The sequence below is a fragment of the Staphylococcus pasteuri genome (assembly GCF_003970495.1).
Classification (GTDB): Bacteria; Bacillota; Bacilli; order Staphylococcales; family Staphylococcaceae; genus Staphylococcus; species Staphylococcus pasteuri.
In genome coordinates this window covers 34,021-53,693 of the sequence record NZ_RXWW01000017.1, presented here as the reverse complement: position 1 = coordinate 53,693, position 19,673 = coordinate 34,021, and the positions used below count along the sequence as shown (strand labels likewise).

Annotated in this window: 20 protein-coding genes and 1 other annotated feature; of the genes, 18 read left to right on the top strand and 2 right to left on the bottom strand. The window is 32.4% G+C overall.

Annotated elements, in window-relative coordinates:
* Window position 1: 1 nt before the first annotated feature.
* Window positions 2-83: a sequence feature (5S ribosomal RNA rRNA prediction is too short), on the top strand.
* Window positions 84-434: 351 nt separating this feature from the next.
* Window positions 435-1,817, bottom strand: coding sequence for a MocR-like pyridoxine biosynthesis transcription factor PdxR (gene pdxR, locus CD121_RS02170; RefSeq protein ID WP_017638469.1), 1,383 nt, complete (start codon window positions 1,815-1,817; stop codon window positions 435-437).
* A gap of 96 nt (window positions 1,818-1,913) precedes the next feature.
* Here pdxR and pdxS point away from each other — a divergent pair, with 96 nt between their 5' ends.
* Both pdxS and pdxT read left to right on the top strand, forming a co-directional pair.
* A complete protein-coding gene (gene pdxS / locus CD121_RS02165; RefSeq protein ID WP_017638468.1) occupies window positions 1,914-2,801 on the top strand; it encodes a pyridoxal 5'-phosphate synthase lyase subunit PdxS in 888 nt (295 codons plus the stop codon).
* Between the two features lie 3 nt (window positions 2,802-2,804).
* Entirely contained in the window at window positions 2,805-3,362 is a 558-nt protein-coding gene (gene pdxT / locus CD121_RS02160; RefSeq protein ID WP_126567374.1) for a pyridoxal 5'-phosphate synthase glutaminase subunit PdxT, read from the top strand.
* 65 nt (window positions 3,363-3,427) lie between these two features.
* Here the strand turns inward: pdxT and CD121_RS02155 are convergent, their stop codons facing one another.
* A complete protein-coding gene (locus tag CD121_RS02155; RefSeq protein WP_017638466.1) occupies window positions 3,428-4,642 on the bottom strand; it encodes a NupC/NupG family nucleoside CNT transporter in 1,215 nt (404 codons plus the stop codon).
* 158 nt (window positions 4,643-4,800) lie between these two features.
* Here CD121_RS02155 and CD121_RS02150 point away from each other — a divergent pair, with 158 nt between their 5' ends.
* The 16 genes from CD121_RS02150 to nusG all read left to right on the top strand — a co-directional run bounded on the left by CD121_RS02150 (window position 4,801) and on the right by nusG (window position 19,612).
* Complete coding sequence (locus tag CD121_RS02150) at window positions 4,801-5,262, top strand: CtsR family transcriptional regulator (RefSeq protein WP_002451197.1); 462 nt, start codon at window positions 4,801-4,803, stop codon at window positions 5,260-5,262.
* 20 nt (window positions 5,263-5,282) lie between these two features.
* On the top strand, window positions 5,283-5,837 hold the full coding sequence (locus tag CD121_RS02145; RefSeq protein WP_017638465.1) for a UvrB/UvrC motif-containing protein: 555 nt from the start codon (window positions 5,283-5,285) through the stop codon (window positions 5,835-5,837).
* The gene (locus CD121_RS02140; RefSeq protein WP_037555779.1) at window positions 5,830-6,834 is read left to right on the top strand and encodes a protein arginine kinase; all 1,005 of its coding nucleotides are present in this window, start codon (window positions 5,830-5,832) and stop codon (window positions 6,832-6,834) included. Before CD121_RS02145 ends, CD121_RS02140 begins: the two co-directional genes overlap by 8 nt.
* Window positions 6,835-6,849: 15 nt before the next feature.
* On the top strand, window positions 6,850-9,303 hold the full coding sequence (locus CD121_RS02135) for an ATP-dependent Clp protease ATP-binding subunit (RefSeq protein WP_029056342.1): 2,454 nt from the start codon (window positions 6,850-6,852) through the stop codon (window positions 9,301-9,303).
* A 351-nt stretch (window positions 9,304-9,654) separates the two neighbouring features.
* Window positions 9,655-11,019: a DNA repair protein RadA gene (gene radA / locus CD121_RS02130; protein ID WP_126567373.1), complete on the top strand. Its 1,365-nt coding sequence runs from the start codon at window positions 9,655-9,657 to the stop codon at window positions 11,017-11,019.
* A gap of 26 nt (window positions 11,020-11,045) precedes the next feature.
* Window positions 11,046-12,119, top strand: a complete 1,074-nt coding sequence (locus CD121_RS02125) for a PIN/TRAM domain-containing protein (RefSeq protein ID WP_108000043.1) — start codon at window positions 11,046-11,048, stop codon at window positions 12,117-12,119.
* A 284-nt stretch (window positions 12,120-12,403) separates the two neighbouring features.
* Complete coding sequence (gene gltX / locus CD121_RS02120) at window positions 12,404-13,855, top strand: glutamate--tRNA ligase (protein WP_126567372.1); 1,452 nt, start codon at window positions 12,404-12,406, stop codon at window positions 13,853-13,855.
* Window positions 13,856-14,220: 365 nt separating this feature from the next.
* Window positions 14,221-14,850 carry a serine O-acetyltransferase gene (cysE, locus tag CD121_RS02115; protein WP_176745279.1) on the top strand — a complete coding sequence of 210 codons (630 nt, stop codon included), beginning with the start codon at window positions 14,221-14,223 and terminating at the stop codon, window positions 14,848-14,850.
* Window positions 14,834-16,234 carry a cysteine--tRNA ligase gene (gene cysS / locus CD121_RS02110; protein ID WP_017638458.1) on the top strand — a complete coding sequence of 467 codons (1,401 nt, stop codon included), beginning with the start codon at window positions 14,834-14,836 and terminating at the stop codon, window positions 16,232-16,234. The genes cysE and cysS overlap by 17 nt, the downstream gene beginning before the upstream one ends.
* Window position 16,235: 1 nt before the next feature.
* On the top strand, window positions 16,236-16,625 hold the full coding sequence (locus tag CD121_RS02105; RefSeq protein WP_029056346.1) for a Mini-ribonuclease 3: 390 nt from the start codon (window positions 16,236-16,238) through the stop codon (window positions 16,623-16,625).
* A 4-nt stretch (window positions 16,626-16,629) separates the two neighbouring features.
* Window positions 16,630-17,376, top strand: coding sequence for a 23S rRNA (guanosine(2251)-2'-O)-methyltransferase RlmB (gene rlmB / locus CD121_RS02100; protein WP_017638456.1), 747 nt, complete (start codon window positions 16,630-16,632; stop codon window positions 17,374-17,376).
* Entirely contained in the window at window positions 17,376-17,903 is a 528-nt protein-coding gene (locus tag CD121_RS02095; RefSeq protein WP_017638455.1) for an NYN domain-containing protein, read from the top strand. The genes rlmB and CD121_RS02095 overlap by 1 nt, the downstream gene beginning before the upstream one ends.
* A 70-nt stretch (window positions 17,904-17,973) precedes the next feature.
* On the top strand, window positions 17,974-18,555 hold the full coding sequence (locus CD121_RS02090) for a sigma-70 family RNA polymerase sigma factor (protein ID WP_126567371.1): 582 nt from the start codon (window positions 17,974-17,976) through the stop codon (window positions 18,553-18,555).
* A 118-nt stretch (window positions 18,556-18,673) separates the two neighbouring features.
* Entirely contained in the window at window positions 18,674-18,817 is a 144-nt protein-coding gene (gene rpmG, locus CD121_RS02085) for a 50S ribosomal protein L33 (RefSeq protein ID WP_026083498.1), read from the top strand.
* A 53-nt stretch (window positions 18,818-18,870) separates the two neighbouring features.
* Window positions 18,871-19,053 (top strand): preprotein translocase subunit SecE, encoded by a 183-nt coding sequence (secE, locus tag CD121_RS02080; RefSeq protein ID WP_017637530.1) that lies wholly within the window; start codon window positions 18,871-18,873, stop codon window positions 19,051-19,053.
* Between the two features lie 10 nt (window positions 19,054-19,063).
* Window positions 19,064-19,612, top strand: a complete 549-nt coding sequence (gene nusG / locus CD121_RS02075) for a transcription termination/antitermination protein NusG (RefSeq protein ID WP_002451213.1) — start codon at window positions 19,064-19,066, stop codon at window positions 19,610-19,612.
* The last annotated feature ends 61 nt before the right edge of the window (window positions 19,613-19,673 follow it).

Sequence of the window (19,673 nt, the reverse complement as noted above, 5' to 3'; positions counted from 1 at the left end):
GTCTGGTGACAATGGCAAGGAGGTCACACCTGTTCCCATGCCGAACACAGAAGTTAAGCTCCTTAGCGCCGATGGTAGCAGACTAACGTTCTAAAGCAAAACAGCGATTTATAATCGCATTGTTTTACTTACTTAATAGCTTTAGCTATTAAGTACAACTATATATGCCAGGCAAATGATAGGATGCGATGAGCCGCATTGAGACCGTAAGGTCTTTTTTTTATGTCTTAATTTATCTATTTAATAAAAAACTGGACGGATGAAAATTCAAATTTTATCTGTCCAGTTTTTTAATACAATATTTTTGGATGATGAAATCATTTTTAGAATATGCAACTAATATATTAAGGAATGTTTTTGTAAAGTTAATTATGAATACAATAGACTAAAGTCAATTGCATAAGTAACACTAACTTTTTAAATAAAAAGAAGTGTTACTTTATAATTAACGAATTAATAAGGGCTTCTGTATGTGAATTTAATTGTTCTTTTGGAATTCCTCCAAAACCTATAATAAACTTTGGTTTTATTTTTACATCATCATCGAATTGATATGGTGTTAATTTTAATGAGTGATGTTTAGCACGATCTATGCATTCTTCCATACTTAATCCATTTAAAACTGTTAATGTAAAATGCATACCAGTTAAAGCACCATCAACTTTTAGTTGTTCTTCATATGGGGAAAGTGCATTTAAAATATACGTTAATTTTTCTTTATAAATTTTCCTCATTTTATTTAAATGACGTTCAAAACTTCCACTGCTCATGAATTGAGCGATAATTCTTTGTATATGTACTGGAGCAGTGTTTGCTTCACTATAATCATATTGGTGGTATAAATCTAATATTTTAGGAGGTAATACTATATACGCTATTCTACAGCTTGGGTAAATTGATTTAGAGAATGTACTGATGTAAATAATTTTATCTTGTGAATCTAGACTTTGTAATGCGGGTATTGGCTTTCCAAAATATCTAAACTCTGAATCATAATCATCTTCAATAATATATCTGTTAGTTTGATGTTGAGCCCAATTGATAAGCTGTGTTCTTTTTTTCAAATTCATAACGTGTCCTGTTGGAAATTGATGTGATGGAGTAATATAAAGTACGTTATAATTCGAAGAAAAAATGGGTTTAGTTTGTATGCCGCTTTTTTCGACTGGTACTTGTAAATATTTAAATTTCTTTTTATCTAGAACTTGTTTAATAGGTGGATAACTTGGCTTTTCAATAATAAATGATGAAGATTCAAGTATATCAGTTAGCATATTTAATAATTGTTCAGTAGAAGAACCAATAACAATTTGTTGAGGGTGCGCAGTAACACCTCTACTAGTGAATAAGTAATGTGCAATTTGTTGTCTTAACTCGAATTCCCCTTGTTTATTACCTCTTTGTAAAAAATCTAAGTTATGATCTTCAAATACTTCTTTAGCGTATTTCCGGAATAAATGAGATGGGAAATGTTCTGCATCAATTTCTGATAAATTAAAAGAATAATCATAATCATTATGTTCTACATTTAAATCAATTCCATCAATTTGTTCATTTGAAATTGTTACATAGGGGTTAGGAAGAACCGGTAATGATTCAATATCAGATACATAGTATCCAGATCTCGGTTTAGAGTATATAAATCCTTCATCTAGTAGTAATTGATAGGCATGCTCAATCGTTGTGTTACTTAAAGATAAATGTTCGCTTAATTGTCGTTTAGAGGGAAATCTATCGTTGGATTGATATTGTCCTTCTATTATTTGTTTTTTCAGTTTTTCATATAAATCTAAATATAATGAATTAGAATGTCTCATTAAACTGACCGCCTTTATTATGTATAAATTGAACCTTTTTAAATATCAGTTTATCCTTTACAATAAATTTAATCAAGAAGTAAAGGGGTAGATTGTATGTCTAAAATAGTTGGATCTGAAAGAGTTAAACGTGGTATGGCTGAAATGCAAAAAGGCGGCGTCATTATGGACGTAGTTAATGCTGAACAAGCGAAAATTGCTGAAGAAGCTGGTGCTGTAGCAGTAATGGCTTTAGAAAGAGTACCTTCTGATATTAGAGCGGCGGGTGGCGTTGCTCGTAGTGCTAATCCTAAAATTGTTGAAGAAGTAATGAATGCAGTATCAATCCCAGTAATGGCTAAAGCACGAATTGGTCATATTACAGAGGCGCGCGTTTTAGAAGCAATGGGAGTGGACTATATAGATGAATCAGAAGTATTAACTCCTGCAGATGAAGAATACCATTTACGTAAAGATCAATTCACTGTACCTTTCGTTTGTGGTTGTCGTAATCTGGGCGAAGCAGCTCGTCGTATTGGCGAAGGAGCAGCTATGTTACGTACTAAAGGAGAGCCTGGTACAGGTAATATAGTAGAAGCAGTTAGACATATGAGAAGAGTGAATGCTGAAGTAAGTCGTTTGACTGTTATGAATGATGATGAAATCATGACTTTTGCTAAAGATATTGGTGCACCATACGAAGTATTAAAACAAATTAAAGATCATGGTAGATTACCAGTAGTAAACTTTGCAGCTGGTGGTGTTGCTACTCCTCAAGATGCTGCCTTAATGATGGAATTAGGCGCAGATGGAGTATTCGTTGGCTCAGGTATTTTTAAATCTGAAGATCCGGAAAAATTTGCTAAAGCTATCGTTCAAGCTACTACTCATTATCAAGACTATGAACTTATCGGTAAACTAGCAGCAGAATTAGGTACAGCTATGAAAGGTTTAGATATTAATCAAATTTCTTTAGAAGAACGTATGCAAGAGCGTGGTTGGTAGTATATGAAAATAGGTGTATTAGCACTGCAAGGAGCAGTTCGAGAACATATTCGACATATAGAGTTAAGTGGTCATGAAGGTATTGCAATCAAAAAAGTAGAACAGTTAGATGATATTGATGGCTTAATATTACCTGGTGGCGAGTCAACAACATTGAGAAGATTAATGGATTTATATGGTTTTAAAGAAAAGTTACAACAATCAGAATTACCTATGTTTGGTACATGTGCAGGGCTAATAGTATTAGCCAGTGATGTTGAAGGAGAATCTGGATATTTAAATAAGTTGGATATTACTGTTGAACGTAATTCATTTGGAAGACAGGTAGATAGTTTTGAATCCGAATTAGAAATCAAAGGTATAGCTACTGATATTGAAGGCGTATTTATTAGAGCACCTCATATAGCAAAAGTTGGAGATAATGTTGAAATCTTAAGCGAAGTAGGCGACAAAATTGTCGCTATAAAGCAAGATAAATATTTAGGAGTTTCTTTCCATCCAGAATTAACAGATGATTACCGAGTAACTGATTATTTTATTAATCATATGATTCAAAAATAAAAATAAGGCAATGCATGATTGGATTGGTTACAAACTCCAATGTATGCATTGCCTTTTATTTATTATTAGATGAAGAATCCAGCAATTGCTGCTGAAATGAATGATACAAGAGTTGCACCGAATAATAATTTTAATCCGAATCTTGCAACAACATCACCTTTTTTATCATTAAGAGATTTAATAGCACCTGAAATAATTCCAATTGAACTAAAGTTTGCAAATGATACTAAGAATACTGAAGTAACACCTTTAGCATGTTCAGAAATCCCATTTAATTTACCAAGTGCTTGCATTGCCACAAATTCATTTGATAATAGTTTAGTAGCCATCACAGAACCTGATTGAACTGCATCGTTCCATGGAACACCTGCTAAAAATGCAAACGGAGCAAATACAAATCCAATTAAAGTTTGGAAATCCCATTTGATTGCGCCACCACTTGCTAAACTAAAGCCGCCGCTCACTAAACCATTTAGTAATGCGATAATTGCGATATATCCAATTAACATTGCACCAACTATTACTGCAACTTTAAATCCGTCTAAGATATACTCTCCAAGCATTTCAAAGAAAGATTGATTTTTTGTTTCACTTTCAGCAACTAATAATTTATCATCTTCTTCATTAACTTTATATGGATTAATGATAGATGCAATAATGAAGCCACCAAATAAATTTAATACAACAGCTGTTACAACGTATTTTGGTTCAATCAATGTAAAGTAAGCACCAATAATTGAAGCTGATACTGTAGACATTGCTGATGCCGTTAATGTATATAAACGTTGTTTAGGTATGTAAGGTAATTGTTGTTTTAATGAGATAAACACTTCTGATTGACCTAAAATTGCTGCTGCTACAGCATTGTAAGATTCTAATCTACCCATACCATTAATTTTTGAAATAAGAAAACCTAAGACATTAATAATAAGAGGTAAAATTCTTGTATACTGCAAGATACCAATTAATGCTGAAATAAATACAATTGGTAATAAAACGTTAAAGAAAAATGGTGGGTTTTTAGGGTCAATATATTTAAAGCCACCAAAAACAAAATTAACTCCTTCAGCTGCTTTTGACAATAAATAACCAAATCCATTAGATATAGCACCAATGACTGAAATACCAATATTAGTTTTAAGTAAAATAAACGCAAAAATTAATTGAATAACTAGCAATAATCCAACATATTGCCATCGAATATTCTTTCTATCTGAACTAAATAAGTACGCGAGTGCTAAGAAGAAAATGATTCCAATAATCCCAATGAGAATATGCATGTGTTTTTTCATTCCTTTAATTTATTCTATTGTCTATCATACAATAAAATAGAAACGCTAACATCATAAATTTTAAAAATTTAAAGTCAAAATAATTGAAAATGGTCAAAGTTGGTCATATAATATAGTCAAAGAAGGTCAAAAAAGAGGTGATAATCATGCATAATATGTCCGACATCATAGAACAATACATTAAACATTTATTTGAAGAAACCAATGAAGACGTGGTTGAAATTCAAAGAGCAAACATAGCTCAACGTTTTGATTGTGTCCCTTCTCAATTAAACTATGTTATTAAAACACGATTCACAAATGAGCATGGTTACGAAATAGAAAGTAAACGTGGTGGCGGTGGTTACATCCGAATCACAAAAATTGAAAACAAAGATGAGACAGGTTATATTAATCATTTACTTCAGTTAATAGGTCCATCCATATCTCAACAACAAGCACTCTATTTAATAGATGGGTTGTTAGATAAAGGACTAGTTAATGAAAGAGAAGCTAAAATGATTATTGCAGCAATTGATCGAGAAACTCTGAAAATGGATATTGTATCTCGTGATATTATTAGAGCTAATATTCTCAAAAGAATTTTACCAGTTATCAATTATTATTAGGAGAATTGAGGTGTTGCTTTTTGCTTTGTGAAAATTGCCATTTAAATGAGGCTGAAGTTAAATTAACTGTTAAAAGTAAAGATGGTGTGCAAGAAAAATGGGTATGTAGTACTTGCGCACAAGGTGATAATCCATGGACACATCAAGAACAATCATCATATCATCAAGATGATATCGAAGAAGCATTTGTTGTAAAACAAATATTACAACATTTAGCTACTAAGCATGGTATTAATTTTCAAGAAATGGCATTTAAAGAAGAAAAGCGATGTCCAACTTGTCAGATGACTTTAAAAGATATTGCACATGTAGGTAAATTCGGTTGTTCAGATTGTTACGCAACTTTTAAAGATGACATTTTAGATATTGTTAGACGTGTGCAAGGTGGTCAATTTGAACATGTTGGAAAAGTACCTCAGTCTTCTTATCATAAACTTGCACTTAAAAAGAAAATCGAAGAAAAAAATCAATATTTACAAAAGTTAATAGATGAACAAGATTTTGAACAAGCAGCCATTATACGTGATGAAATTAAAGCGCTACGTGAAGAGGGCGAGGTGCAACATGATGAGTGACTTAGAGCCAAATGTAAGTAAATGGATGAAAACAGCAAAGGAAGCACCGGTTGTGATTTCATCAAGAATTCGTTTAGCTAGAAATCTAGAAAATCACGTTCACCCCCTTATGTTCCCAACAGAACAAGATGGATTCAGAGTTATTAATGAAGTACAAGATGCTTTACCTAATATGACTTTAAAAAGACTAGATGTGATGGACCAACAAAATAAAATGAAGTTAGTAGCTAAACATTTAGTAAGTCCAGAATTAATTAAACAACCGGCAGCAGCTGTCATGTTAAATGATGATGAATCTATCAGTGTAATGATAAATGAAGAAGACCATATAAGAATTCAAGCATTAGGTACTGATTTATCATTGGAAAGATTGTACAAAGAAGCCTCAGCACTTGATGATACAATAGATCAAAAACTTGATATTAGTTATGATGAACATTTAGGTTATTTAACTACTTGTCCTACTAATATAGGTACTGGGATGAGAGCAAGCGTGATGTTGCACTTACCAGGTCTTTCAATTATGAAAAGAATGACAGGCATTTCTCAAACTATAAATAGATTTGGATTTACAATTCGAGGTATTTATGGTGAAGGATCACAAGTATATGGTCATATTTATCAGGTTTCAAACCAATTAACATTGGGGAAAACAGAAGAAGAAATTATTGAAAACTTAACAGAAGTTATTAATCAGATTATAAATGAAGAGCTTCAAATTCGGGAAAGATTAGATGAGCATAAGCAATTAGAAACGTTAGATAGAGTTTATCGTTCGCTAGGAATACTTCAAAATAGCAGACTTATTTCTATGGAAGAAGCATCATACCGGTTGAGTGAAGTTAAATTAGGTATAGATTTAAATTATATTAAACTTGATAATTTTAAATTTAATGAATTAATGGTAGGCATTCAAACTCCATTTTTATTTGATGAAGAAGATGAAACACCAGTCAATGAAAAAAGAGCTAATATTTTGAGAGAACATATAAAATAGGAGGTAACACATTATATGCTATTTGGTAGATTAACAGAACGTGCGCAGCGTGTGTTAGCACATGCACAAGAAGAAGCAATTCGATTGAATCATTCAAATATTGGAACAGAACATCTTTTACTAGGTTTAATGAAAGAACCTGAAGGCATTGCAGCAAAAGTATTAGAAAGTTTTAATATTACAGAGGACAGAGTAGTAGAAGAAGTAGAAAAACTTATTGGACACGGTCAAGAACCAATGGCGACACTTCACTATACGCCTAGAGCTAAAAAAGTTATTGAATTATCAATGGATGAAGCACGAAAATTACATCATAATTTCGTAGGAACAGAACATATACTACTTGGTTTAATTAGAGAAAACGAAGGCGTAGCTGCACGTGTATTTGCAAATCTCGATTTAAATATTACAAAAGCACGTGCTCAAGTCGTTAAAGCTTTAGGTAGTCCAGAAATGAGTAATAAAAATGCTCAAGCAAATAAATCTAATAACACACCAACTTTAGATGGTTTAGCACGTGATTTAACAGTCATTGCTAAAGATGGAACATTAGATCCTGTAGTAGGACGTGATAAAGAAATCACACGTGTTATAGAAGTACTTAGTCGTCGTACTAAAAACAACCCAGTATTAATTGGTGAACCTGGTGTAGGTAAAACAGCGATTGCTGAAGGATTAGCGCAAGCAATTGTAAATAATGAAGTACCAGAAACATTGAAAAACAAACGTGTCATGTCTTTAGATATGGGAACAGTTGTAGCTGGAACTAAATATCGTGGCGAATTCGAAGAACGTTTGAAAAAAGTAATGGAAGAAATTCATCAAGCAGGCAATGTTATTCTATTTATTGATGAATTGCACACATTAGTCGGTGCTGGTGGAGCTGAAGGTGCCATAGATGCTTCTAATATTCTAAAACCTGCTTTAGCTCGTGGAGAATTACAATGCATTGGTGCGACTACTTTAGACGAATATCGCAAAAATATTGAAAAAGACGCAGCATTAGAACGTCGTTTCCAACCTATACAAGTTGATGAACCTTCAGTTGAAGATACTGTTGCAATTTTAAAAGGACTTCGTGACCGTTATGAAGCCCATCATCGTATTAACATTTCAGATGAAGCTTTAGAAGCGGCAGCTAAATTAAGTCATCGTTATGTATCAGATAGATTTTTACCTGATAAAGCAATTGATTTAATTGACGAAGCAAGCTCAAAAGTAAGACTAAAAAGTCATACAACACCTAATAACTTAAAAGAAATTGAACAACAAATTGAAAAAGTTAAAAATGAAAAAGACGCAGCCGTTCACGCTCAAGAATTTGAAAACGCGGCAAATCTTAGAGATAAACAAACTAAATTAGAAAAACAGTTTGAAGAAGCTAAAAATGAATGGAAAAACGCACAAGATGGCGTAAGTACATCATTATCTGAAGAAGATATTGCAGAAGTTATTGCGGGTTGGACAGGTATTCCATTAACAAGAATTAATGAAACTGAATCAGATCGCTTACTTAACTTAGAAGACACATTACATCATCGAGTTATTGGTCAAAAAGATGCTGTGACTTCTATTAGTAAAGCGGTAAGACGTGCAAGAGCAGGATTAAAAGATCCTAAACGTCCAATTGGTAGCTTTATATTCTTAGGTCCTACAGGCGTAGGTAAAACAGAACTAGCTCGTGCTTTAGCTGAATCTATGTTTGGCGAAGATGATGCAATGATTCGTGTTGATATGAGTGAATTTATGGAAAAACACGCTGTCAGTCGTTTAGTTGGTGCCCCTCCTGGCTATGTAGGCCATGATGACGGTGGCCAATTAACTGAAAAAGTTAGACGTAAACCTTATTCAGTTATACTATTCGATGAAATTGAAAAAGCACATCCAGACGTATTTAATATCTTGCTACAAGTATTAGATGATGGTCATTTAACTGATACTAAAGGACGTCAAGTTGACTTCCGTAATACAGTGATTATTATGACTTCAAATGTTGGCGCTCAAGAATTACAAGATCAACGTTTCGCAGGTTTTGGTGGTGCCAATGATGGTCAAGATTATGAATCAATACGTAAAACAATGATGAAAGAACTTAAAAATGCATTCCGTCCAGAATTCTTAAACCGTGTGGATGACATTATTGTTTTCCATAAATTATCTAAAGATGAACTTAAAGAAATCGTAACTATGATGGTTAATAAATTAACACTACGCTTATCAGAACAAAATATAAATATTGAAGTAACTGAAAAAGCTAAAGAAAAAATTGCTGAAGAAGGATATGACCCAGAATATGGTGCAAGACCACTTATCCGCGCAATTCAGAAGACAGTTGAAGATAACCTAAGTGAATTAATATTAGACGGTAATCAATTAGAAGGTAAGAATGTAACTGTTGATCATGATGGTGAAGAATTTAAATATGATATTCAAGATAAAAAAGAAGATAAAGCTTCTACAGAAGCGTAATCAACTTATAGATTGATTATTAATAAAGAGGTAGGGACTAAAATGTCCCTGCCTCTTTATTTAGTAATGTTAAATTAGAATCATTATAAAAAATAAATGAATACTCTATCAAGATGTGCCATAATAATAGACGATGATATCAAAGATTTTTGAAATAATTAGTATGAATTGAAGAGAACGATGAATTGATAACAAGAAGGTGTCGAACAAATAATACAATACAAAAATTGACATAATCATAGTGATTTTGAATAATTTTAAATAATTAATTAAAGTATTAACATTTAATTTGTCATTATGAATTTGTCAGTTTAAAATAGATTTGTTCTTAAATAAAACGGGGGTGCGAATTTGGCCAAGAAAAAAATAATATTTGAATGTATGGCATGTGGCTATCAATCTCCAAAATGGATGGGGAAATGCCCTAACTGTGGTGCATGGAACCAAATGGAAGAAATAGTTGAAAAAGCCGCCAATCCAAAACATGGTGTTAAATCCAAAGAAACTGCAGGAAAAGTACAAACACTAGACAGTATTAAACATGAATCTACACCACGAGTGCTCACAGAATCAAAAGAGTTTGACCGTGTACTTGGTGGAGGCATTGTAAATGGATCTCTTGTCTTAATAGGCGGTGACCCAGGTATTGGGAAGTCAACATTACTTTTACAAATTTGTGCTTCTCTCTCTCAATCTAAAAATGTTTTATACATTACAGGTGAGGAATCAATTAATCAAACAAAACTTCGTGCAGATCGCTTAGAAGAAGACTCAAGCAAGTTACAAGTGTTGGCTGAAACAGATCTAGAAGTAATCTATCAGACAGTTAAAGATATTAATCCAGATTTATTAGTCGTTGACTCAATACAAACAATTTATCACCCAGAAATTAGTTCCGCACCTGGTTCTGTCTCTCAAGTAAGAGAGAGTACACAAAGCTTAATGAATATCGCTAAACAAATGAATATCGCGACATTTATTGTTGGTCATGTTACTAAAGAGGGGCAAATAGCTGGACCTAGATTACTCGAACACATGGTTGATACAGTGCTTTATTTCGAAGGTGATGAACACCATGCCTATAGAATATTAAGAGCCGTTAAAAACCGTTTTGGTTCAACGAATGAGATGGGTATTTTTGAAATGAAACAAAGCGGGTTAAAAGGAGTTATGAATCCTTCCGAAATGTTTTTAGAAGAACGTTCTACTAATGTTCCAGGGTCAACAATAGTATCGACTATGGAAGGAACAAGACCTTTACTTATTGAAGTTCAGGCTTTAGTAACACCTACAACATTCAACAACCCACGTCGAATGGCTACAGGCATTGACCACAATCGCTTGAGCTTATTAATGGCAGTGTTAGAGAAAAAAGAAAATTATCTACTACAGCAACAAGATGCATATATTAAAGTAGCTGGAGGAGTGAAATTAACTGAACCAGCAGTTGATCTTAGTATTATAGTTGCTACTGCATCTAGTTTTAAAGATAAAGCAGTAGACGGCTTAGATTGTTTTATTGGCGAAGTTGGTTTGACTGGTGAAGTAAGACGAGTAGCAAGAATTGAACAGCGTGTTCAAGAAGCTGCAAAATTAGGATTTAAAAGGGTGATTATTCCACAAACTAATATTGGTGGTTGGACATTCCCTGAGGATATAAAAGTTGTCGGTGTATCATCAGTTCATGACGCATTAAAGTATGCATTTAATTCATAAATCATTTAAATGAAAGGAGGTAAAAAATGAATCCATTAAGATTAATTGTAATCGTTATTTATATGGTAGTAGGTGCAACATTAGGCATCATTATAATACCAGAAGTTATAAAAGATTTAGGCTTAAGTAATTATCCTATACTCACTAACTATTATATAGACGGATTAATTGGCATTGTTGTATTTTTTATTGTTTTTGGTTTCTTTATTAAACATATTACATACGCTTTTAAAGAATTAGAACATACAGTAATGAAGAGAAGCGCAGTAGAGATTTTGTTTGCAACTATTGGTTTAATTATCGGACTTTTAATATCCGTTATGATTTCATTTATCTTGGAATTGATTGGTAATTCCATTTTAAATCATTTTATACCAATTATTATTACGATGATTTTATGTTATTTTGGCTTCCAATTTGGTTTGAAAAAGAGAGACGAGATGTTGATGTTCTTACCGGAAAATATTTCACGCTCAATGTCTCAACATTCTTTTAAAGCAGTTCCAAAAATAATTGATACAAGTGCTATTATTGACGGCAGAGTTATCGATATTATGAAATGTGGGTTCATGGACGGAGAAGTACTTATTCCACAAGGTGTAATTAACGAATTACAAATTATAGCGGATGCTAATGATAGTGTAAAGCGTGAAAAAGGACAACGTGGTTTGGATAAGCTCAATCAGATTTATGATTTAGAATATCCAACACGTGTCATTAACCCAACCAAATCACATAGTGATATTGATATGTTATTAATTAAATTAGCAAAACAACATCATGCGCATATTATTACGACGGACTTTAATCTTAATAAAGTATGTCACGTACATGGAATTAGTGCATTGAATGTTAATGATCTTTCAGAGGCAATTAAACCTAATGTACACCAAGGAGATCATTTGAATATTTTATTAACTAAAATGGGTAAAGAGCCGGGTCAGGGTGTCGGCTATCTAGATGATGGAACAATGGTTGTTGTCGATAATGCTAAAAAATTGATTGGACAACACGTGGATTTAGAAGTTATAAGTTTACTACAAACTTCTTCCGGACGTATTGTATTCGCTAAAAATTTAAATGAAACACCAACTGATTAAATGAATTTAATTTAAGCAGGCATTTTCATATAATCTGGAAATATATTACTTGAAAAATAAATGCGAGTAACTTATCAAAGTAGCTGAGAAGTGCTACAATAATTTTTGACACAATTTGTGAGATTAATGATTAATAAATTAGAAGGTAAATGACAAAGTCAATCATTATCAGACTATTGTTTACTGTATAAACATAATCATTCGTTACTTATTCAATAAAAAGTTGAATAAAATTGGTATACACCAATAAAACATTAATAATTTAAACTACAGGAGTGGATAAAATGAGTGAACGCGTAAGAGTAAGATACGCACCAAGTCCAACAGGTTACTTGCATATTGGTAATGCACGTACTGCTTTATTTAACTATTTATTTGCTAAACATTATGATGGCGATTTTGTAGTACGAATTGAAGATACTGATAAAAAACGTAACTTAGAAGATGGAGAATCTTCACAATTCGATAATTTAAAATGGTTAGGATTAGACTGGGATGAATCAGTAGATAAAGATAAAGGTTATGGACCTTATCGTCAATCTGAACGTGCAGACATCTATAATCCACTTATCAAACAATTATTAGATGAAGATAAAGCTTATAAATGTTATATGACTGAAGAAGAATTAGAAGAAGAACGCGAAGCTCAAATTGCGCGTGGTGAAATGCCAAGATATGGTGGCCAACATGCTCACTTAACTGAAGAACAACGCCAACAATTTGAAGCGGAAGGACGCCAACCATCAATTAGATTCCGTGTACCTAAAGACAAAACGTACGCATTTAACGATATGGTTAAAGGTGAAATTTCATTTGATTCAAATAATATGGGTGACTGGGTAATCGTTAAAAAAGACGGTGTACCAACATATAACTTTGCAGTAGCAATTGATGATCACTTTATGGAAATCACTGATGTTATTCGTGGTGACGATCATGTTTCAAACACACCTAAACAATTAATGATTTATGAAGCATTTGGATGGGAAGCACCAAGATTTGCTCATATGTCACTTATTGTTAATGAAGAGCGTAAAAAATTAAGTAAACGTGATGGCCAAATTTTACAATTTATCGAGCAATATCGTGATTTAGGTTATTTACCAGAAGCTTTATTTAACTTCATTACTTTATTAGGATGGTCACCTGAAGGCGAAGAAGAAATTTATTCTAAAGAAGAATTCATTAAAATCTTTGATGAAAAACGTTTATCTAAATCACCAGCATTCTTTGATAAACAAAAATTAGCTTGGGTAAACAACCAATATATGAAACAAAAAGATACTGAAACAGTATTTGAATTAGCTTTACCACATTTAATCAAAGCTAACTTAATCCCAGAAAATCCATCTGAAGAAGATTTAGATTGGGGACGTAAGCTTGTCGCTTTATATCAAAAAGAAATGAGTTATGCAGGAGAAATCGTACCACTTTCAGAAATGTTCTTTAAAGAAATGCCAGAATTTGGAAAAGAACAAGAAGTGATTAATGGAGAACAAGTTCCTGAATTAATGACTCATTTATATGGTAAATTAGAAGCACTTGAACCATTTGAAGCTACAGAAATTAAAAAAACAATTAAAGAAGTTCAAAAAGAAACTGGTATAAAAGGTAAACAATTATTTATGCCAATTCGTGTAGCTGTAACTGGTCAAATGCATGGTCCTGAATTACCAAATACAATTGAAGTACTTGGTAAAGATAAAGTATTATCTCGTTTGAAACAGTATATTTAAAAAGTGAAATTAAAGTTGAATTAAAATTCACACTTGAAAAATTACAATTTACCACATAATATTAAAAGTAATAAGTGAGTTAATCAAAGGATTAGTAATTAAGTAGTACATGATTCAGAGAGTGTGCGGTTGCTGCGAGCACATCATGGAATTTAATGAATGCACCTTTGATCTATAAAATAAATTCAAATATGGATTAAATGAGAGTAAATCAAATGTTGAGTTAATTGAATTGTGATTTACTAAATGAAGAGTGGAACCGTGCTTTTGCGCCTCTAGCAATTATTGTTAGAGGTGCTTTTTTATTAAATAATTTTAGTTGATAGTCTAATAAGGCTAAGGGGGAGAATGTTTTGTTAAAAAGAATGAGAGACGATATAAAAATGGTATTTGAACAGGATCCAGCAGCACGATCAACTATTGAAGTCGTTACAACTTATGCAGGTCTACATGCGGTATGGAGTCATTTAATTGCACATAAATTATATAATAAACAACGCTATGTAGCTGCAAGAGCAATATCTCAAATCTCAAGGTTTTTTACAGGTATAGAAATACATCCAGGCGCTAAAATAGGAAAACGATTATTTATTGACCATGGCATGGGAGTGGTTATAGGGGAAACATGTACTATTGGTGATAACGTGACAATATATCAAGGTGTTACTTTAGGTGGTACTGGTAAAGAAAAAGGAAAGAGACACCCAGATATTGGTGACAACGTGTTAATTGCAGCCGGCTCAAAAGTGTTAGGTAATATTCAAATTAGCTCTAATGTAAATATAGGTGCTAATTCAGTGGTATTACAATCAGTACCAAGCTACTCAACAGTAGTAGGAATACCGGGTCATATTGTTAAACAAGATGGTAAACGCATTGGTAAAACATTTGATCATCGAAATTTACCAGATCCATTATATGAACAAATTAAACACTTAGAAAGACAACTTGAAAAAACTAGAAACGGGGAGATTCAAGATGATTACATTATATAATACGTTAACGCGTCAAAAAGAGACTTTTGAACCTATAGAACCAGGTAAGGTAAAAATGTATGTTTGTGGGCCTACAGTATACAACTATATTCATATTGGTAATGCAAGACCTGCAATCAACTATGATGTCGTACGTAGATATTTTGAATATAAAGGCTATGAAGTAATATATGTATCAAACTTTACTGATGTGGATGACAAACTAATTAATCGTTCAAAAGAACTTAACGAAAGTGTTCCAGAAATTGCAGATAAATATATAAAAGCATTTTATGAAGATGTTGGTGCGCTTAACGTTAAAAAAGCTACATCAAATCCAAGAGTAATGAATCACATGGATGAAATTATAGATTTCATCAAGAAATTAGTGGATGAAGGCTATGCTTATGAAAGTAACGGAGATGTTTATTTCAGAACACGTCAATTTAAAGATTATGGTAAGTTAAGTCATCAATCGATTGATGACTTAAAAGTAGGTGCTCGTATCGAAACAGGAGACCAAAAAGAAGATGCACTAGACTTTACTTTATGGAAAAAGGCGAAACCTGGCGAAATTAGTTGGGAAAGTCCTTTTGGCGAAGGTCGTCCTGGATGGCATATTGAATGTTCAGTAATGGCATTTCACGAGCTTGGACCAACAATCGATATTCATGCAGGAGGCTCAGATCTACAATTCCCTCACCATGAAAATGAAATTGCACAATCAGAAGCACACAACCATGCACCATTTGCTAATTATTGGATGCATAATGGCTTTATAAATATCGACAATGAAAAAATGAGTAAATCTTTAGGTAACTTTATTTTAGTGCACGATATTATAAAAGAAATTGATCCGGATGTCTTACGTTTCTTCATGATTAGTGTGCATTATCGTAGTCCAATTAACTATAATTTAGAACTTGTAAGTGCAGCTAAAAGTGGTCTAGAACGTATTAGAAATAGTTATCAATTAATTGAAGAAAGAGAAGCAATAGCTACTGATATTGAAAATCAAGAAGAATATATCGACCAAATTAATGATATCTTAGCAAATTTTGAATCAGTGATGGATGATGACTTTAATACAGCTAATGCTGTAACAGCTTGGTATGATTTAGCGAAATTAGCCAATCGATATGTATTAGAAAATGTTACTTCAACTCAAGTTATTCATAGATTTAAAGAAGTTTATCAAATATTTAGTGATGTATTAGGTGTACCATTAAAAGGAAAACAACAAGATGATTTATTAGATGAAGACATTGAAAAATTAATTGAAGAGCGTAATGAAGCTAGAAAAAATAAAGATTTCGCACGTGCTGATGAAATTAGAGACCATTTAAAAGAGAAGAATATTATTTTAGAAGATACTCCTCAAGGTGTTAGATTTAAACGTGGATAATATGAATACGAAATTACTTAATCCTTTAACATTAGCTTATATGGGTGATGCCGTTTTAGATCAGCATGTTCGTGAATATATCGTGCTCAAATTACGCAGTAAACCTAACCGATTACATCAAGTTTCAAAACAATATGTCTCAGCTAAAAGCCAAGCACAAACACTTGAAACGCTTATTGATGAAGATTGGTTTACTGAAGAAGAACTGGATATATTAAAAAGAGGGCGTAATGCTAAAAGTTATACTAAGGCTAAAAATACAGACATTCAAACTTACCGTAAGAGTTCAGCTATAGAAGCGGTACTTGGTTATTTGTATTTAGAACATAATGAAGAACGATTGAAAGAATTGCTAAATAAAATAATAGAAATAGTTAATGAGAGGTCGTGAGTAAGTGGAAGATATAGTCATTGTTGGTAGACATGCAGTAAAAGAAGCTATTACTTCAGGTCATTCAATAAATAAGATTTTGATACAAGATGGTATAAAAAAACAACAAATCAACGATATTTTAAAAAATGCAAAAGATCAAAAAATCATAGTACAAACAGTGCCAAAATCTAAATTAGATTTTTTATCTACTGCACCCCATCAGGGAGTAGCTGCACTTATTGCACCATATGAATATGCTGATTTCGATCAATTTTTAAAACAACAAAAAGAAAAAGAAGGATTATCTACAGTTATGATATTAGACGGTTTAGAAGACCCTCATAACTTAGGTTCAATTTTAAGAACAGCTGATGCGTCTGGTGTTGATGGCGTCATAATTCCTAAACGACGTTCTGTTTCTTTAACTCAAACCGTTGCTAAGGCTTCTACAGGTGCCATACAGCATGTGCCTGTCATCAGAGTAACAAACTTAGCCAAAACAATTGATGAACTAAAAGATAATGGCTTTTGGGTTGCTGGTACAGAGGCAAATAATGCAACAGACTATAGAGAGTTAGAAGCCGATATGTCTCTAGCAATTGTAATAGGAAGTGAAGGACAAGGCATGAGTCGCTTAGTAAGTGATAAATGTGATTTCTATATTAAAATTCCTATGGTTGGTCATGTAAATAGTTTAAATGCATCAGTTGCTGCAAGTTTAATGATGTACGAGGTATTCCGTAAAAGACATTCGAACGGAGACGAATAATGAAGGAACGTTATTTAATTATTGACGGTTACAATATGATTGGCCAATCAACGACACTGAGTAAAATTGCTAAAGATAACCTTGAAGAAGCAAGAGAACAATTGATTGACGCTATTGCAAACTATAATGCTGTAATCGCCGACGAGATTGTTTGCGTATTCGATGCTTATGAACAATCTGGCATCGAAAGAGAGTATATGTATCACGGAGTTAGAACAGTATTTACTAAGGAAAAAGAAACGGCCGATAGCTTTATTGAGCGCTATGTTTATGAATTGTATAACAAACACACAACGCATATAACAGTTGTGACGAGTGATATGAGCGAACAACATGCTATTTTTGGTTCTGGTGCATATCGAATTTCCTCTAGAGAAATGTGGAGAGAATTAAAAGAAAATCAAATTACTGTTAGTAAATCGTTAGAAGACATCACAGAAAAGAAACCAAGAACTCGAATTCCGTTGTCTAAAGATATACTTGCAGAATTTGAAAAAATAAGAAGGGGTAACCATAAAAAAGATTAATTTTTGCAATATTGCTATTTATATTAGATATCTTATAAAATAGTCTTAAATTTTTGGAAAGGCTATTTATATGACACAAGAAAAAGGACAACTAGAACAACAACAAATATCGCCAGATTTGCAAAGATTAGAAATGGATTTAAAAAAGGTTATCCATCGATTCAATCCATTAATTATCAAAAGGATTAATTCTATTTCTCAAAATCAATTTGAAAAAGATGATTTATATCAAGAAATCTTGATTAAAATTTACAAAGCACTCAAACGGTATAATTACCAATGTGATGAATCATTTGTAAAATACGTATCATGTTTAATTAAATCTGTGAAATGTGATTATTATAGAAAATGTTTCTCTGATCAAAAGCAATTTAAAAATTTTGTTAATGAATATGTCATAGATTACCAAATTAATATACTTAATCGAGACGAGATAGAGGTCAATTTACAGAGAAAAGAAATAATAGAAGCAATCAATGTGATAAAACAATATTTGACACTTCAAGAACAAAAGGTATTTGATTTATATACTAAAGGTTATAAGCCTAAGGAAATCGCTAACCTATTATCTATTAAAGACAAAGTAGTTTACAATGCGATACAACGTTGTAAAATGAAAATAAGACATCATTTAGAATATAAGTTTAAATAGTGATAATAATATGAATGCAAGAAACGATATAACCTTAATATGACGTATACTAGTTTGACATTCATATTTAGATTTATGTATAGTAGACTGGTATATTAATGAGTAAAGGTGAATGAATGTGAAAAAAGTACCCTTGAATTGTGAAGAGTGTGGCAATAGAAATTATAATGTACCCAAAAAAGAAGGCTCTGCTGAAAGATTGACCCTTAAGAAATACTGTTCAAGATGCAATGCTCATACAGTACATAAAGAATCAAAATAAACAATACGCAGAATGTGATAAAGATATTGTTAAAAGATTTGGAGGTTTTATTAGTGGCTAAAAAAGATAGCTTTTTTCAAGGTGTAAAATCTGAAATGGAAAAGACAAGTTGGCCAACTAAAGAGGAATTATTTAAATACACTGTTATAGTTGTTTCGACAGTAATATTCTTCTTAGTCTTTTTCTATGCCTTAGATTTAGGAATTACAGCGTTGAAAAATTTATTATTAGGTTAGGAGTGGCGACATGTCTGAAGAAGTAGGCGCAAAGCGTTGGTATGCAGTGCATACATACTCAGGATATGAAAACAAAGTTAAAAAGAATCTTGAAAAAAGAGTAGAATCAATGAATATGACAGAACAAATCTTTAGAGTTGTCATACCTGAAGAAGAAGAAACACAAGTTAAAGATGGAAAAGCTAAAAAACTTGTGAAGAAAACATTCCCTGGATATGTACTAGTAGAATTAGTAATGACAGATGAATCATGGTATGTAGTAAGAAATACACCAGGTGTAACTGGATTTGTCGGTTCAGCTGGAGCTGGATCAAAGCCTAACCCATTATTACCAGAAGAAGTTCGCTTTATTCTTAAACAAATGGGATTAAAGGAAAAAACAATCGATGTCGAATTAGATGTTGGCGAACAAGTACGCATTAAATCTGGACCATTCGCAAACCAAGTCGGCGAAGTTCAAGAAATTGAAGCGGAAAAATTTAAATTAACAGTGTTAGTTGATATGTTCGGAAGAGAAACACCGGTAGAAGTTGAATTCGATCAAATCGAAAAATTATAGTAAACAAAATTAACATATATAATATATGAAAGTTGAAATTTTACTATTGCTTTCTGAAGTG

Coding starts and splice junctions, on each gene's coding strand:
- pdxR (WP_017638469.1), bottom strand. CDS start 1,817: ATGAGACATTCTAATTCATTATATTTAGATTTATATGAAAAACTGAAA.
- pdxS (WP_017638468.1), top strand. CDS start 1,914: ATGTCTAAAATAGTTGGATCTGAAAGAGTTAAACGTGGTATGGCTGAA.
- pdxT (WP_126567374.1), top strand. CDS start 2,805: ATGAAAATAGGTGTATTAGCACTGCAAGGAGCAGTTCGAGAACATATT.
- CD121_RS02155 (WP_017638466.1), bottom strand. CDS start 4,642: ATGCATATTCTCATTGGGATTATTGGAATCATTTTCTTCTTAGCACTC.
- CD121_RS02150 (WP_002451197.1), top strand. CDS start 4,801: ATGCATAATATGTCCGACATCATAGAACAATACATTAAACATTTATTT.
- CD121_RS02140 (WP_037555779.1), top strand. CDS start 5,830: ATGAGTGACTTAGAGCCAAATGTAAGTAAATGGATGAAAACAGCAAAG.
- CD121_RS02135 (WP_029056342.1), top strand. CDS start 6,850: ATGCTATTTGGTAGATTAACAGAACGTGCGCAGCGTGTGTTAGCACAT.
- CD121_RS02125 (WP_108000043.1), top strand. CDS start 11,046: ATGAATCCATTAAGATTAATTGTAATCGTTATTTATATGGTAGTAGGT.
- gltX (WP_126567372.1), top strand. CDS start 12,404: ATGAGTGAACGCGTAAGAGTAAGATACGCACCAAGTCCAACAGGTTAC.
- cysE (WP_176745279.1), top strand. CDS start 14,221: ATGAGAGACGATATAAAAATGGTATTTGAACAGGATCCAGCAGCACGA.
- cysS (WP_017638458.1), top strand. CDS start 14,834: ATGATTACATTATATAATACGTTAACGCGTCAAAAAGAGACTTTTGAA.
- CD121_RS02105 (WP_029056346.1), top strand. CDS start 16,236: ATGAATACGAAATTACTTAATCCTTTAACATTAGCTTATATGGGTGAT.
- CD121_RS02095 (WP_017638455.1), top strand. CDS start 17,376: ATGAAGGAACGTTATTTAATTATTGACGGTTACAATATGATTGGCCAA.
- CD121_RS02090 (WP_126567371.1), top strand. CDS start 17,974: ATGACACAAGAAAAAGGACAACTAGAACAACAACAAATATCGCCAGAT.
- nusG (WP_002451213.1), top strand. CDS start 19,064: ATGTCTGAAGAAGTAGGCGCAAAGCGTTGGTATGCAGTGCATACATAC.